Below are 17064 nucleotides of genomic sequence, written 5' to 3' on the forward strand. Positions count from 1 at the left end.
ATGGCTAGTGGATTTTTAAAAGGAACCTTAATTTTAACCATTGCCGGTTTCGTAGTGAAAGCCATCGGTAGTATCAACTGGATTCTTCTATCCCGCATCTTGGGCGGTGAAGGGATCGGCATCTACCAGATGGCCTTTCCTATCTATTTGTTACTATTGCAAATTTCGAGCGCAGGTGTGCCGATTGCCATCTCTATTTTAACGGCAGAACGATTAGCCTTACACGACTTTGGTGGTGCTAAGAGAGTATTTAATATTTCTTTTACAATGTTGACTATAACAGGTTTTATCGCCAGTCTTGCCATGTACTTTGGTGCAGATTGGTTAATCTCTAGTGGTCTCATTGCTGAAAGCCGTGCCTACTACTCTATCATCGCGCTCGCTCCGGCAGTATTCTTTGTAACATGGATTTCCTGTTTCCGCGGGTATATCCAAGGCTATGAAATGATGACTCCCACGGCGATTAGCCAAATTGTAGAACAATTGCTACGGGTTATCGTTATGCTCGGTGCTGCTGCTATTTTATTACCTTACGGTTTACCAGCCGCAGCAGGTGGCGCTAGCTTGGGTGCAGGTGTAGGTGCTTTTGGGGCCTTCCTGGTGCTGTTGTATTATTACTACAAATTACCTAAGGCTAGTAGTACTGGTGAAAGCTATGATGGTCCCCGTGAATCAGCTAAAGAAATTTTGTCACGACTCTTAACATTGTCCATACCAATTTCCTTAGCAAGTATCATGTTACCGTTGACGGCGAATCTCGATTTACTTATCGTACCACGTCGCTTATTAGATGCTGGATTCCCGATGAACGAAGTAACAGAACTCTTCGGTTACCTTACTGGGATGGCGGTACCGCTCATCAACTTGGCTACCATTATTACCGCAGCCCTTGCGACAAGCATTGTACCAGCTATCTCTCATGCCTTTGCTAAGCGAGATCATCAAGGTATCTATGATCGCACTGCAGGTTCTATGCGACTAACATTTATGGCAACCGTACCATTTACAGTGCTATTGTATGTACTGGCTGCCCCCACTGTTACACTGATTTACAATGCGCCTAAGGCAGAACTAGCAACGCAAATCACGGCGTTCTCTATATTCTTCCTAGGTGTGCACCAAGTAACAACTGGGATCTTACAAGGTCTCAACAGGCCACGTATTCCAGTCATAAATATGGGGATTTCCCTCATAATCAAGGTTATCCTTAACTGGACACTGACTGCTATTCCTTGGCTGGGCATCGGCGGTGCCGCCTGGGCAACCGTTGCTGATATTGGCTTTGCCGCATTACTTAACTTGATTTATATCAAAAAATACACAGGCTACTTTCTTGATATTTCCCTTCTTTGGAAAAACGTGGTCAGTGCCGGTGTTATGGGTATACTTATTTTCATGAGTTACCATTACTTAATAGACATTCTACCTATGTGGGCTAACTTTATACTCACTGGTATTGAAGGATTACTACTGTACGTAATTATCATGGTTCTTTTAAAAGGCCTCAATAAAAATGATGGTGCTAGCATGCCACTCGTTGGTAGATTCTTTAGATAAGCTGTATATACTTACATAAAAATAGGTTCCTAATAGTCACCTATATGACCATTAGGAACCTATTTTTTATTTACTTATTTTAATCTTCTTCTTATTTTAAGCCTGTATACCTATCATTGTTAAAATTTCCATTATGATTGGAATTACTACAACAAATAGTATGGTACTAATCATAACAAGACCTGTAGCAAATGGCAAATCAGCTTTTGATTCATTAGCTACAATTGGCAATACTGCAATGACAGGTCCTGCTGATTGTACAACAAAAGTAATGATTGCAATTGGTTCTAGAACTATGCCTGCTCCATATTGTAAAGCCATAATCAAACAGAACATGATAATCGGGGAAATGACAAATCGTCCTACAATCCCACCGATGGAGTCTTTATTTAAACGCATACTTTTTAAGCCCGCATCATGAAGTACAATACCTATATAAATCAAGGATAATGGGGTTACCATATCGCCTAAGTAATTCAAGGTAGTATGCAAAATTGGAAGTAAAGGAATTTCAAAAAACAAGAAGATTAAGGCCACAAAAAAACCTATCAATGGTGGTGGTAATAACTTCTTCCAATCAAATTTAGGTTTCTTGCTTTTACCTTTAGTAGATTCTGAACTATTATTTATACTATCAATCTTATAGGAGCCATTATTAAAATCTACTTCAGAATTTGGCAGTGGATCTAGTTCTATAAGGAATACCCCCACCATCCATACGGAAATAGTGTTACCGATGTAATATAACAGGAAATACGGCAGCGCATCTTGACCAAAGAGTGCAATTTGCACTGGTAACCCAATAAACAAGCAGTTATCATTTACTACCATATTGATAAAAATACCACGTCGTCCTTTAGGAACTTTCAGCATTTTCATCATAATGAACGCAACAATATATGCAATAACATATGTTAGGACAACTACTAACATGCCATATCGTAAATTCCATATATCTGAAGTATGTAGGTGATGTAATACAGATACAAATACTCCCGCTGGTAATGCAACCGACATGATAAATCGCGATAAATTACCACTAAAGGTGGGGTTAAACATGCCCCGCCCTTTTAATATATATCCTAACAAAATAAGTAGCACAATAGGTATGATACTTTGCAAAGATGTTAGAAAAACCATAGTAAACCTCCCGTACAGTTCATTCGTAGTTTATCATATCATGTTTCGCAATAAACTTATACAACTATATCTTGAAAGAAAATATAGTAAAATGTATCAACTTTAACATATTTTCTCTATTATAAGTCTTATAATTATATCTATTAGTAGTGTTTTTATCCATAAAAATCTGATACACTAACATCAGGTTGTACAGATTTTTACACATATGAGGTGATATTATGACGAAACCATTCATTGGCATATCTGGCAATATCTTACGAGATAATGGTGGACCTTACGTAGATTTATTGCGTTCTTACGTAAACCAAGACTATCCTCGTTCTATTGAGGAAACTGGTGGCATTCCTATTATAATTCCATTTACCGAAAATCTTGATGTAGCTCTCGAAACGGTAGCAAAGCTTGACGGCTTGCTATTATCCGGCGGTCATGATGTATACCCTCTTCACTATGGAGAAGAACCTTTGCAAGGTCTTGGTGATGTATTTCCGGAGCGCGATCAATTCGATTTTGCTTTAATCAAAGCAGCAGAAGAAAAACAAATTCCCATCTTTTGTATCTGTCGTGGTTTACAAATCTTAAATGTATATCGTGGCGGCTCTTTATTCCAAGATTTAAAATATGATCAAAACTGTACAATAAAACACTCTCAGAATCAAACACCTTCTCTTGGCACCCATACTGTAGAAATTGATTCCAGATCAAAACTAGCTAGTGCTATAGGTTGCAATACTTGGATTACGAACTCCCATCATCACCAAACAGTTAAAAATGTCGGTAAAGGATTAAAAGTTGTAGCAAAAGCTAAGGATGGTACTGTAGAGGGTTTAGAGGATCCATCTTATCCTTGGTTAGTAGCCTGTCAGTTCCACCCAGAAATGATGTCTACAAATGACGAAAATGCAAAGCGTTTATTTACTGCATTCGTAAAAGCAGTTCAAGAAAATATAACTAAATAGTAGGAAGATTGTATCATGAAAGAAACAGGAAAATTTGGTTTTTGGAGTATTGTACTCCTAGGCATCAATGGTATTGTAGGAACAGGTATTTTCCTACTACCAAACAAAGCATATTCTATAATTGGTTCCGCTAGCTTAGGCGTCCTGTTATTTGACGCCGTTATCGCAGGTTGTATCGCCCTTTGCTTTGCAGAGGCAGCCAGCCTATTTACACGTAATGGAGGTCCTTATCTATATGCAAAACATGCATTAGGTGATTTCTGGGCCTTTGAGGTGGGCGTTCTAAAATGGATCGTAACCGTTATTGCATGGGCGGCTATGGCCGTTGGCTTTGCTACAGCATTAGGTGCTGCAGTACCAGCTTTAAGTGGTGATTTTGCAAAGGATGTTATTTCATTTATCTTAATTGTAGGCCTTACGATTGTAAACATATTTGGTGTTAATGTATCAAAATTCGTTAATAACTTAATTACTATCTCTAAGTTAGTTCCGCTTACCCTATTCATTGCAATTGGTATTTTCTTTATAAATGGAGCTAACTTTACACCAGTCTTCCCTCAAGACATCTATGTAGATGGATCATTTGCTCAAGCTGCGGTTCTTCTATTCTTTGCCTATACAGGGTTTGAAGTTATTGCCATTGCTGCAGAGGATATGAAAAATCCTAAAAAGAATTTACCACGTGCTATTATCATGTGTATGCTTCTCGTATCCGTTCTGTATATGGCAATCCTTGCCGTATCCATTGGTGTACTTGGTACAGATTTAGCAAATACTAAGGCTCCAGTACAAGATGCATTCAATGTGATCGTTGGTCCTATTGGCATGTATATCGTATTAGTAGGTACCTTAATCTCTATGGGCGGTATCAACTTTGCTGAAGCTTACTATGCGCCTCGTGTGGCAACATCCATGGCGGAAGATGGGATGCTACCAAGTGCTTTAGCAAAACGCAATCGTTACAATGCACCATATGTAGCAGCTATCGTTACTGCCATTGCCAGTGTATTACTTGCATGGTCTGGTTCCTTTACAACACTAGCAGTCATTAGTGCGGTATCTCGTTTTACACAATACCTACCAACATGTTTGGCTGTTATTATCTTCCGTCGTAAATGGGCAGACAAAGCTCGCTCCTACACAATCCCTGGTGGCTACTTAATCCCAGTCATCGCTATCGGCACATCCCTATGGATGCTTGCCCAAGCTCAAACTAACCAATTATTATGGGGTCTAGGCGGCTGTATTATAATCTTGCCATTCTACTACTCCTACTGGAAAAAGAAAAAAGCTGGTCTCATTAAAGACCATGATGAAATGTAAATAATACAAAAAACTACCAGTTATTCATAATATCTAGTGGCTTATCCTTCCATAGCAGAAGATCTGTTTAAAAGATATATGTTTAACTGGTAGTTTTTATTTTATCTATTAATTCTAATTAGATTAGATGTATCAAATGAGTAGTATCGACTAATATAGATCCTCTTCAATAATAGTTTCCTTCGTTAAGTCCTCTTCGATATAACCAACCTCATCAGTCGCTTCATCTTCATCGCGTGTATCGATATAGATACTGATAAGTGCTAGTGCACCTTCTCCATTAAGTGTAGCAATAGCACTCATAGGACCATAAGTCAAAATAAGACCATCTTCCTCATCGCGAATGATATGAGGCACCGCATCAAAATGCTGATTCATTAACTGATCAAAGTAGTCCTCTACATCAAGGCCACTTTCAAGAGTAATCGATTCTGCATCGCCCTTTTGAAATACAACGCGCGTATCTTCATCAATATATTGATAAAAATCGTCTACATCTACATTTGCAGTTTCAAGCCACATACTGAGTGCTGTAATCCAATCTTTCACAGTGGTTGGTGCAGAAATAAAAGAATATTCGCTTTCATCAGCGCCAAAACGAAGATCATCATACTCAATACTATAATTTTCTTGGCTTGAAACGATACGATCTACAAGGCCTTCATCATTTACATCTACAAAAATCATGTACACATAGTTATCGCCACTTTCATAAGAAACCGTTAAACCATGACGCCCTTCATGGAATAACGCATCCTCTTCATATATATCGGTAATATGCATCACCTTGCAGGTAACAGGCACATTATCTGCCTTAATAGACTCAGTCATAGAGGATAAAAACTCAACAGTTTCATTGCGGTTTCGTCCAATGATGCCCCGGCCTGTAGACAGGTACTCACAATCTTCAGTTAAAATATGTTCAATACCGTGAATATCTGCGGATTCGAGAATAGATTTTATCAATAAAAGAGCTTGTATTTCAGTCATACTACGCCTCCTATACACTGTAATTATTACTTCTATTATTGTAACACAATTATAATAACTAATAGGTCTATTCTCTTGATTTTCTACATATTTATCATATACTTAAAAGGTACATATTAATTTAATATCGGAGGACCCTATGAAATATACGACTATCGTTTTTGACTGCGACGGTACATTGCTCAATACGGCTACAGATTTAGCTAACGCCGTAAATCATGTTCTACGTACACATGACTTCCCTGAAAAATCTCTAACAGAGGTAAAGGCAGCACTCGGTAATGCAGTAACATATTTGATGCGTCAATGTCTCCCTAGTACAGTAGCTGATCATGAATTAGAGCCATACATTGAGGAATTTAAAGCTTACTATGGTGAGCATTTAAAAGACACAACAGCTCCTTACCCAGGCATCCTAAATATGCTTGATGTATTGCGTGAACAAGGTTATAAATTAGCTATCGTATCTAATAAAATCCAAGAAGGTGTAACACCTCTCAACAAAGAGTACTTTGGTGATCGTTTACCTGTTGCCATTGGTGAAAGACCAGGATTACAACGTAAACCAGCACCAGATATGGTACTACAAGCATTAAAAGATCTAGGTTCTACACCAGAAGAATCTATCTATGTAGGTGACTCTGAAGTTGATGTAGCTACCGCCAAAAACTCCGGTCTACTTTGCATCGGTGTTACATGGGGCTTTAGAGAGGAATCACTCCATCAAGAACTAGGCGTCACACACATTGCCCGTAAAGCAGACGATATTCTAAGCATTGTTGAAAACTTAAATAAATAATATATACAACTCATAGACTTTATAATGGGATTTCTTTTATTTTCTCAAATTTATTTCAATTTTCACATCATAATTATTACGCATAGTTCCTATTCCAAATCTATTTTTCAAAATATAATATATGTTACATTTATGAAATAGTACTTTCACATAAATATGTCATTAATTCAATAGATACAGTGTTGACTAAGAAATGGCAGCATGGTCTGAATTATTCATATCCCTCTTGAGCTTCTACGGTTCTGGTGCTGTACTTGTTAACAAAGTATTCGGTAAAACTGTATTTTCTTTAGGTAAAAGCATATTATAATAGTTTGAAAACTATATAAACTCTTGCACAACAAAAGAGGTTCCTAATGGTCACAAGTTGACTCATAGGAACCTCTTTTTAATTCACTTTTACTATACCCGTTCAGCTAAATATTACAGACTGACTAAATACATTAGGATAAACAAATATGGGGGTCTGATCAAATACACCTTATTTATAACTAAACTGCGCATCCATAATCATCTGGCGCAACTGCTCAATGCGAACACCATTTGGTAGCTTGTCTCTATAAAACTGCAACTTATAATAGTAACGAGTATCTTCATAATCAGTAACTAATACCATATCCGTCCTATTATGTAATGGCCAGCCATACATAAATTCGGCTAGTAAACTACGCACACCATCATTATCGACCTCTGTTACATCATACTTAATAGGCAATACCATCTTTGCAGTAGGTTCAGGAACCGTTCTATCTTTAACAATTTTTTCAATCTCATTATCTAAGGTCGCACTTGTATTATCAATAGTTCTAGCCTTCACATGCATGAAGACACCATCAGAAGTTCTAAAGGCTCTCCCATCTATATCTTTAGTTTCACCCTTAGTCTCCACAGAGTCCTTCAATACACGGAACTGATACGGACCAAAAAACTTGGTTTCTGTAATAGCATCTAACCCCTCATCATATTGGCCATTATGTACATTCGTAATATGTATTAGAGGTCTAATATCGTTGGCGTGTGAAAGCATTGGTGCCGCTAAACACAAACCTAAGCTTAGTAATGTAATACAACGTTTCATAAATATCTCCCCCACTAAACACTAATATTAATTGTATTGTAACATAGTTAATTCGTTTTTATGATAGTAATTACAAAATGAAAGAGGTTCCTATTGGTCACCTAGGTGACTATTAGGAACCTCTAATCTATTTACTTTTATTATTCACAACACTATATTGAACTTGAGGCCTCTAAATGGGTCCAGCCTTTGCTAATCAACTCGAGGATTGGCGGTGATCAATATGAGTACATTCAAAGTGTTATCACTCATGATTTCCTTTGGCATACTTGTAGCGACCATTATCATGGCAGCAAAGTGATTGACCTCTAGCTGAAAGCTAGCTTTCTAATCGTGGCATGAAAAAAGGCCCGACATAGAAGTCAGACCGTTTCTTCAAATATTTACTTTAGAAGCGAAGTCTGGCGTCGAAACCATTTATGCCTCACTTTGATATAAATTATATCATATTTAAATAATTAAAGGAATCTAAGGATTTCATTCTTTGTTTTCTTTTATAAATCCTCATAGTGCATATGATAGTGACTTATATCACCGACAAGATGTCCTTTTAATTGCTATATTTGTAATATATTCCTACTGGGCTGACGGATACGTAGAATTAACTACATGCACAGTAGCACACATCGTGTGATAGCCGACCGTCTGGGCAAGCTTTTGTTCAGATGGTCTTTTTTATTGCCTTCCCGTAACAAATGCTTCTTTATCTATATCTGAATATTCACCTATATGAAAGGAGTTTTCTTATGAGAAATCGTTGGTTTATTGCATTAGCAGCCATTGGTCTGCACATATCCATTGGTAGCGTATATGCATGGAGCGTACTCACACGTCCTATTATGGCAGATATGGGTTTTACTTTATCGCAAACAACATGGACATTCTCATTAGCCATTTTAATGCTCGGACTATCTGCGGGCTTTCTTGGATCCTTTGCAGAAAAAATTGGTCCTAAGAAAAGTGGACTTCTCGCTATGTTATTCTGGGTAACCGGATTATTGGGTACGGCCTATGCACTTAGCATACACAATCTTACCCTACTCTATCTCTTCTACGGCATCATCGGTGGCATTGGACTAGGCATTGGTTATATAACACCAGTTTCTACGCTCGTGAAATACTTTCCAAATCGCCCAGGATTTGCTACTGGTTTAGCTATTATGGGTTTTGGGTTTGCTTCTCTCATTGCAGGGCCTCTTATGCAATACCTTGTAGCTCAGGTTGGATTGGTAGATACTTTCATTATCCTCGGTGTAATCTATCTCGTAATTATGAGCGCCTCTTCGCTCTATTTGAAAGCACCTCAACCAAAACACCCAACTCGAACTACGAAAGATAAATCCGCCATGTACGTTCATACCCATGGCATGCTAGCCAATGATGCCATGAAAACTTGGCAATTCGGTGCCCTTTGGTGGGTATTCTTTATTAATATTACCTGTGGTATAGGCCTACTATCCTTAGCGTCTCCTATGGCGCAAGAAGCCATTGGTATGACACCTACAGCAGCTGCATCACTGGTTGGTATTATCGGTATTTTCAATGGTGGGGGGCGTATTGCATGGTCTACTATCTCCGATTACCTTGGGCGAGCACAAACTTACATACTATTCTTTATTATAGAAATCGTCGCATTCTATTTACTTGCCCAAACCAATAGCGCGCTAACATTTCAAATTTTAATCCTTCTCATTATCACATGCTATGGCGGTGGATTCGCCTGTATACCAGCATATCTTGCAGATCTCTACGGTATACGTCAACTTTCTACCATTCATGGTCGTATTCTAACTGCTTGGGGATTTGCGGGCATCGTTGGCCCTATGCTCGTATCATACTTTCACGAAGCAGGATATGGCTATACTACTGCTTTAGAATGTTTTGCGGCTCTGTTTGTTATAAATACAATTATTGCTATAGCCCTAAAATTATACGGCAAAAGAGAATTACACAACTAATAACTCCATTTAAACATGAAGAAACGGCCTGACATAATATCGGACCGTTTCTTCAACATTAAATTCTAGAAGCGAAGTCTGGCGACCAAACCATTTATGCCTCACTTTGATATAAATTATATCATATATAAACAGGGAAAGAAATCATATGATTGCTTTCCCTGTTTGTTTCTATAAATCTTCATTATTCAAAAGAATGGCAATATCTTATTCTCGTTACGCAACTCATGGATTTACTTAAAAATCCTCCAAAGTATATACAGGTAGGTATCTTTGTGCAAATGCAAGATTTTTATTGAGTTCTGCCCATTTCACCGCATCACCAATAACATAGATATATTCCCTTGCTCTTGTAAAAGCTACATTTACATTGTTAGCATTAACCCATTTTATAGCACCATTAGCAGAGTCATCACTTTGACAGCCTAACATATAAATAACGACTTTAGCTTCTTTACCTTGAAAGGTATGAACCGTACCGATATTATCATCTAACCAATCTTTCTTATTATCCTCTTTAGTCCAGTTCACAATATCATGACTAAGGGATGCCATATACTTTTTAAAACCATATGCCACACTGGTAAATGGTGTAATGATAAAAATATCTTTAAATTTGGTATTTCTTGCTCGTAACTTTTGTATCAGTTCAAAAGCAATTTGGCCTTGTACTTGTATATATCTATCTTTACCCATAGTAGATTCAATATTACTTGCATTATATGTTATCCAACAGCTCTCTTTACATAGCTCAATAGGCTCTTTAGGATTTATAGTCTTATTAATCATAAAACCACCATAAGATAACTCATTAGCGACTGTAAACATTGGATCTTTACAGCGTCTATGAATAACAAGTGGGCAACCGACCCAAGATTCGGACCCATCAAGATTTTTGATAATGCCTGCAAACGGATTTTGTGCATCAGCTAAACTTTGTACAGATAACTCTTTACTCCGATATTTTCCAATACCTTCGCCACCAATTTTTTCGACAAACAAATCCTGTACAGTTTGTACTGGTTCAATCTGTTTAGGATCACCAACTACTATTGCCTTTTGCGCACGGAATAATGCCCCTACAAGCATATGAGGTGACGCTTGTCCTGCTTCATCGATAATAATTGTACCTAACGAACTTTCAGATTTACAATTAATCAAAAATCTCTCCACAGCAGCAAAGGTGGAGGAAATAACAGGAACTGCAATCATCAATGAATTAATTAGTGCAGGAAAAATAATGTTAAGATCAAAGTTTTTCTGCAATTTTTTCCTATCACTTAATGAGCCCCAATACTGACTAAGTAATTGCATGTTTTTTCTGAAAGCATCATTCATAACTACAGTCTTTTGTAATTGTAAGGCATCATATAACAAACGTTCTCTACATTCATTCAAATAATTACACACATATAAGAAAGCTGTGTGTGCCTCCGCTCTATCCATATCAGCTGACATTAACTTTGACGATATATCATCAAAGCAATGTATAGAATCTTTAGTACTAATTTTTAATGTACCTAAAATATCTTGCTGTGTTTCTTCTATTTTTTGAAGAGTATTATCAAACCCTTTAATATCAGCTAATAGACCATCTTTCGTATTGATTATAGATTCACGCTCATTAACTAACTGATGTAATGTATCCAATTGCTGTTTAACATTTTGAAGCTCTGTAGTGTTTTCTTCAATAGCAGATAACAATGCAGGATTACTCATAGCTTTTAAAATAGACCAATTAGTAGCATTCCAAAGCTTATCAAAAATAGAGCGTTGATTATTATACTCTATTAATTTAGTCTCAATACTGTTTTTATGCTCTATCAACTTCAACAAATCATCATCTAATGTATCATATTTACTTAATTGTTCATTAATTGAAAGAACGTTTTCTTGTAACTGATTCGTTTTAAGATTCAACTCTTGAATCAATTTGATATTCTCTTCATATGCTGTTACATAATCAAATAATGTTTTTACAAGATTATATTGTGCCTGAAACTGTTTCTTGGTACTTTCAAAAGCATCTTGAGCACTAGGTACACACATAATAGAGGACATATCTGAGGACAATACATCTAATACTGGCATGAATGTGTTTATATTAGACTTCTTACCAAGTCTCGCAGAAATTAGGCCCCATTGTTCATTACTCTCTGCTAAACGATCCGCTAAAAAGGTAAAATATACCTCATTAGATTTTACAAATTGATACTTCTTATCCTCAGCAAAACAAGATAAATCAACCTGTTGTTCAGAGGAATCAGGATTAAATAATGTAGACCCATTAGTCCCCTCTTCCACAGAGGAAATATTCGGTAATTCTAATGTAATGTTTTCAACGGCCTTATTGTTTGATGAAAGCACCAGCATGCCATATACTGCAATATCACTAGGTATATCATAGTAAAAAGAGGTTCCATCCCTACCTATAACCTTTTTGAAGATATCATTTACTTGATTACTTTCACAAAACTTAGCAGCACGCTCTACAATATTGCTAGCAATTATATCTTTTAATAATGTTGTTTTTCCTGTACCTGGAGGTCCATTAACAGAAAAGATATCCTTAGGGTTCGCCTTAGCAATATTAACAGCAATTTGCTGCATAAATGACAAATTAAACTCAGACGGCCATCTACCATATGGTAACACCTTCGGATTATACCATTTACGCATCTTCTCAGTATCTTTCAACAAATCATAGTGCTCAATATCCTGATTAAGACTATTGATATAAGACAATACCTTATTATTATCCTTTAATGTATCGATGTGCTGTAAGACCAACTGTAAATCATCAAGGAAAAAGCTAGATTTTAAATCATTTACAGGCATTGTATCAGCTTTAACAAGCTGAATCTCCTCGGCCGTAAAGCCACAATAGCCATAAACATCACCGGCACGGAACATGGTAATGCCCATAGGCTCCAAGATATGCTTTTGTATATACACATTGATCACATATACAGCCTCATCAAGGGATATCTTTTCTTCAGGAAGATTAAAACCATCCTCGATTTTTTTAACAACTTCATCCCAGCCATCTAACTTAATATCTTTAAACTCCACATCAGGCTGAAACATCATTTGATAAATTACCCAAATAAAAGGAGCAATTTGTAGACTGCCCTCTTTATAGTATCCCTCCGCATCAACGATAAATGATGCACTATACACATTTCCTAAATATGGTTTTTCAGGATATTCAATTTCTAATTTATCAATGAAAGCCTCTAATATTTCAGTCCCTTTAACTACACATAACAGAACAGCATATTCATCGTCTAAAACATATTCCTTTTCATCCTTAAAGTATTTAATCTCATCAATAATAGAGTAATTATAAGGAACATTTGGTAACGGTACTACATACGTAGAAACACGTGAATTTGTTCTTTTCCAATAAGGTTTTATTACAGACTGTTGATAAATAGTAGTTCTATCATTTTCAGTAGTAAATAAGAGCTCTTTAATATACTTCTTAGGAATTGCTTTATACTTTGGAACTTCTTTCGGCTGTAAACACTCAAGTGAATACCAATACTTTATAATTTGCTTTGCAGTATCTTTCATCTATACCTACCCTCTCATTAGACTAATGAAACTATTATATAAGTAAAATAAAGAGATTTCATGAAAATAAAATAAAAACAGTCCACCCGTAAAGCCAGACTGTTTCTTAAAGATGTTACAACATTAATAATACTTAATGTTTCTCATAAATTTTTAAAGGTACTATATTATTTAGTTGCTATGGTTCTAAATGCACTATTATTTTTCTTTTATCTAATTTAAATTCACCAACTAAACTACAATCATGTAACCTATTTAATAAGAATAGCCAAAATAGAGTTAAATAATATTGAAACTATTTTGAAATCTACATATTCCCTATTTTTTTTAAATATTTAATATAAATATCCTTTAAGCGAACTATATTCTCTAAAGTATCGTGCATCAAATCGTCATAATTACTATCATCATCAAAATTTAATCCCGGTATCTCTAAAATAACTTCTGATTGTTTTAAACTATCAATGTTTTTCCATATTAAGGGATACATTACATCTTTTTCAATATCATCCTTAAATTTTTCAAGTAACTGATATAGATTTTTATTATCACGAATACATAGGGCTATTCTAATACAATGTGCTTTATCAGTAAGTTTTATCTCCATACGAACATTACTTACACCAAGAGATATAGACATTCTATCCTTAGTATTTGCTTTTCTATTTTTTAATATTAAAGATTGAGTAGAACTATATTCTATAAAACGAGACCAAAAGTCATATCGAGCAGCTTGTGAACGATTTAATGTTTTATTTCTAGATTTCATATTTCCATTTTTAATAAAATCATTTGGCATTTGTACAATTTCAAATTTAGGAGCTGGCAAAGAGTCCCCGATTCGATAAGCCTTTAATTCAATTAAAAAGAAATTAATATCATTCTCAGTATTATTATTTAACCATTCAATAGCACTCTTATGTTCTGAACGTGCATTTGTAACAATCCAAATAATTTTTGAAGCATCTAATCCTGATGCATAAGTTATAATTTTTCCTAAATGATCATGGTTAGAACTTTCTAGTTGATTTTCAATAATAACAATTTTACCTTCATTATTATCATCCTTAGCTACAATATCACATCTATATGAGCCTACAAACTGTTCAGTTTCTATACCAGTAAAGGCTATCCCCAAATCTTCTCCTAAAATTGATAGATTTTCTTCTTTTGCAAGCCATGATGAAAAATCATATTGCTCATGAGCCCATAAATCCCGCACAGGAACAGCTTCCAGTTTCCCTATATTCATAAATCTCCCCTTAAATAACTACCACTCAATTGAACTTATAACAAGTCAATCTCTAATGCTTTTCTTAGTAAAGATACTAATTCTTCATATAATACTGTAGCTTCATCCAAATTACTTTGAATATCTTGGATTAAATTATGATTATCATAACTTAATCCTCTAATTTCATCCAATAGTGTTTCTTTATAAATTAATATACTATTTAATTTAAGGGTAAACTCAAATAAAGCTTTGAAATCTTCTTCCTTTATATATAGTCGAACATATAGCAAGTGTTTTTTCAATTTATTAATTGAATTATAAGCACTTAAACATTTGCTGCGATTATACCAATACACTACCTCTTTTAATGCTCTAGTCTTATTTAGTTCCCATTGATTTATTATATAAATTTTATCATTTTCATCTAATGAGATTTTATCTAAATAGTCAGAAATTTCCTGTTTAGTGTATCTAGAAAAATCAGGATGTTCTTGAATCGGTGAAGCAATATTACTCACAAAACTATAAGCTTGTACCATACATTGATTAACTTTTATGATTCGCTTATGTTTTAGTTCTATATAAATACGATAACTAGTTAAATTATGTTCAAAAGAGTATTTTAATTTTTCAAGTTCAGAATTCCACTTCTTTTGTTTTTTAAATTTATAGATAGTAAAAATTATTGTACATATAGAAAATAAAATAGATGCGTTATATGATATATCTGAAATAACACCAACAGCTTCCATGGCCCCTCCTAACATATAAAAATTATCAGTTCTATAATACCAAATAAAAAAACTATCTTATTAAAATATTCCTAAAACGCTTTTATAAAAGTAGTACATTTTTTATAGATAATGATAAAAATCTTTTGGCTTATATTTATTTATTTCACGTAAATAAGTGTCAAGAATACCAATATCAATTTTACAGTTTTGAAGTTTATCTAAACAATCGATGTTATCATTGAATAATGCTGCTGACAATCTAGGGGCAATAACAATATTCTTTCCACATGGTAATAACCGTTCGTATGTAAGCACATCAATAATTGGAACCGGAATACTACCAGGACCTAGTTCTAAAAATCCACTATAGGTTTCTTCTGTTTTTACATGATACTTACCATTGACTATTGACATAGAAGAACTTTCATCACCATTTATTAAATAAAATGGAAGTTGTTCAGCATCTAACCAAATAATAGAGTTATAGTCTGATGGAGAAGCAAATAACCATATCCCCTTTAGCCTAAATTCAATAATATTACTTTGTGATACTTGAATTTGAATGATATTATCTGATTTCTTATATCTAATCCCTATCAGCTCTTGATCCCAATAACCTGTACTAAACCAAATGTTATTCTGCTTTTTATATTGATCTTTAATAAATATATCTATCATTTGAATAATTCTATCAATATAATCAGAGCTATCAACATAAACTATCTTATTGTCAGCATGTGGATAACATCTACGTATTAATACAGTATATTCTTGATTTAAATCAATCGCTTTTTCAGCAAACTTTATACGTTCTTCATTTAATTTATATTCTTTATAATCTTGATCTATTGTATTTATTAAAGCTTCTAACTCCTCAATAGAATTAGGTCTCTCTTGTGGATCATATGCTAAGAAAGCATGTAATAATGGTTTAATTCTGTGATTTTTGTAATCCTTTATTGTAATCGTTCCTTCATATGTATGTTTCTCTAAAATCCAAAATAAAATTTGTCCAATAGCATACATATCCGAGGCTATACTACTTGATGCCTCAGGTTCTTTTTGTTCAGGAGCAGAAAACCTATAATTTGCCATTCGATCATGGTCTCTAGTTAGCTCACTATCTATAAATTTAGCAATACCAAAATCAGCTAAATAAAAACGCTCTTTTTCATCTATTAATATATTTTCAGGTTTTAAATCTCGATGAGTAATTTGATATCTATAAAGTGGTCTTAATGCATTCATAAAGAAACCTAAGATTTGCTCAAAAAGATTTTCCCTATCACCAGTATAATGGTCCATATAAGATTTAAGAGTTTCTTTATAATGTTTCATAATATAAAAGTAAAATTTATGCTCATTAAACTCAATACATTCAAAATTAATATAGGTAGCAATACCCATCTTTTCATGATTTTCTAAATACTGTATCTTAAAATATTCATTTTTAAATCTAATTTCATCTCTACTTTCTAGCTCCTTATTAAAAAATTTAATTACTACATCAAAATCTTTATATTTACCAGAATAAACTAATCCACTTCCACCTTGTCCTAATTGATTCAAGTCAGTGATTGTGCCCCAATTCAAATTTAATCTTTTATTATTAGCTTTAATAAATTCACTAATCTCTTTTGAATAATTATGTTTTAATGTCATCTTAATACCTTTACATTTATAATATTTATAAAAAATAGTATTAGACACAAT

General features: G+C 34.6%; 13 protein-coding genes and 1 riboswitch. Of the genes, 6 read left to right on the forward strand and 7 right to left on the reverse strand.

Going from position 1 to position 17064, the window contains the following annotated elements; translation table 11 throughout:
- Window positions 1-1557: a putative polysaccharide biosynthesis protein gene (locus tag KHY58_RS02130; RefSeq protein WP_021148291.1), complete on the forward strand. Its 1557-nt coding sequence runs from the start codon at window positions 1-3 to the stop codon at window positions 1555-1557.
- A 96-nt stretch (window positions 1558-1653) separates the two neighbouring features.
- On the opposite strand, the gene KHY58_RS02135 is transcribed toward KHY58_RS02130, so the two are convergent.
- Complete coding sequence (locus KHY58_RS02135; protein WP_278471737.1) at window positions 1654-2697, reverse strand: AEC family transporter; 1044 nt, start codon at window positions 2695-2697, stop codon at window positions 1654-1656.
- Window positions 2698-2918: 221 nt separating this feature from the next.
- Between KHY58_RS02135 and KHY58_RS02140 the strand changes: the two genes are divergently transcribed.
- Window positions 2919-3659, forward strand: coding sequence for a gamma-glutamyl-gamma-aminobutyrate hydrolase family protein (locus KHY58_RS02140; protein WP_119563166.1), 741 nt, complete (start codon window positions 2919-2921; stop codon window positions 3657-3659).
- A 15-nt stretch (window positions 3660-3674) separates the two neighbouring features.
- Window positions 3675-4982, forward strand: a complete 1308-nt coding sequence (locus KHY58_RS02145; RefSeq protein ID WP_278471740.1) for an APC family permease — start codon at window positions 3675-3677, stop codon at window positions 4980-4982.
- 150 nt (window positions 4983-5132) lie between these two features.
- Here the strand turns inward: KHY58_RS02145 and KHY58_RS02150 are convergent, their stop codons facing one another.
- Window positions 5133-5972, reverse strand: a complete 840-nt coding sequence (locus tag KHY58_RS02150; RefSeq protein WP_119563168.1) for a hypothetical protein — start codon at window positions 5970-5972, stop codon at window positions 5133-5135.
- A gap of 139 nt (window positions 5973-6111) precedes the next feature.
- Here KHY58_RS02150 and KHY58_RS02155 point away from each other — a divergent pair, with 139 nt between their 5' ends.
- The gene (locus tag KHY58_RS02155) at window positions 6112-6771 is read left to right on the forward strand and encodes an HAD family hydrolase (RefSeq protein WP_101928387.1); all 660 of its coding nucleotides are present in this window, start codon (window positions 6112-6114) and stop codon (window positions 6769-6771) included.
- A gap of 481 nt (window positions 6772-7252) precedes the next feature.
- On the opposite strand, the gene KHY58_RS02160 is transcribed toward KHY58_RS02155, so the two are convergent.
- On the reverse strand, window positions 7253-7849 hold the full coding sequence (locus KHY58_RS02160; RefSeq protein WP_101928388.1) for a hypothetical protein: 597 nt from the start codon (window positions 7847-7849) through the stop codon (window positions 7253-7255).
- Between the two features lie 250 nt (window positions 7850-8099).
- On the opposite strand from KHY58_RS02160, the gene KHY58_RS10020 reads away from it, so the two are divergent.
- Window positions 8100-8150, forward strand: a complete 51-nt coding sequence (locus KHY58_RS10020) for a hypothetical protein (protein ID WP_353511575.1) — start codon at window positions 8100-8102, stop codon at window positions 8148-8150.
- Between the two features lie 269 nt (window positions 8151-8419).
- Window positions 8420-8507, forward strand: a riboswitch (ZMP/ZTP riboswitch).
- 88 nt (window positions 8508-8595) lie between these two features.
- Window positions 8596-9807 (forward strand): L-lactate MFS transporter, encoded by a 1212-nt coding sequence (locus tag KHY58_RS02165; protein ID WP_101928389.1) that lies wholly within the window; start codon window positions 8596-8598, stop codon window positions 9805-9807.
- Between the two features lie 237 nt (window positions 9808-10044).
- On the opposite strand, the gene KHY58_RS02170 is transcribed toward KHY58_RS02165, so the two are convergent.
- The 4 genes from KHY58_RS02170 to KHY58_RS02185 all read right to left on the reverse strand — a co-directional run bounded on the left by KHY58_RS02170 (window position 10045) and on the right by KHY58_RS02185 (window position 17013).
- A complete protein-coding gene (locus tag KHY58_RS02170) occupies window positions 10045-13383 on the reverse strand; it encodes an AAA domain-containing protein (RefSeq protein ID WP_278471746.1) in 3339 nt (1112 codons plus the stop codon).
- 307 nt (window positions 13384-13690) lie between these two features.
- Window positions 13691-14635, reverse strand: coding sequence for a DUF4268 domain-containing protein (locus KHY58_RS02175; RefSeq protein ID WP_008601297.1), 945 nt, complete (start codon window positions 14633-14635; stop codon window positions 13691-13693).
- 35 nt (window positions 14636-14670) lie between these two features.
- Window positions 14671-15369: a hypothetical protein gene (locus KHY58_RS02180; RefSeq protein WP_039965018.1), complete on the reverse strand. Its 699-nt coding sequence runs from the start codon at window positions 15367-15369 to the stop codon at window positions 14671-14673.
- Window positions 15370-15471: 102 nt separating this feature from the next.
- Window positions 15472-17013 (reverse strand): protein kinase domain-containing protein, encoded by a 1542-nt coding sequence (locus tag KHY58_RS02185; protein WP_278471748.1) that lies wholly within the window; start codon window positions 17011-17013, stop codon window positions 15472-15474.
- Between the last annotated feature and the right edge of the window lie 51 nt (window positions 17014-17064).

The sequence above is a fragment of the Veillonella parvula genome (genome assembly GCF_018366295.1).
GTDB classification, from domain to species: Bacteria; Bacillota; Negativicutes; order Veillonellales; family Veillonellaceae; genus Veillonella; species Veillonella parvula_P.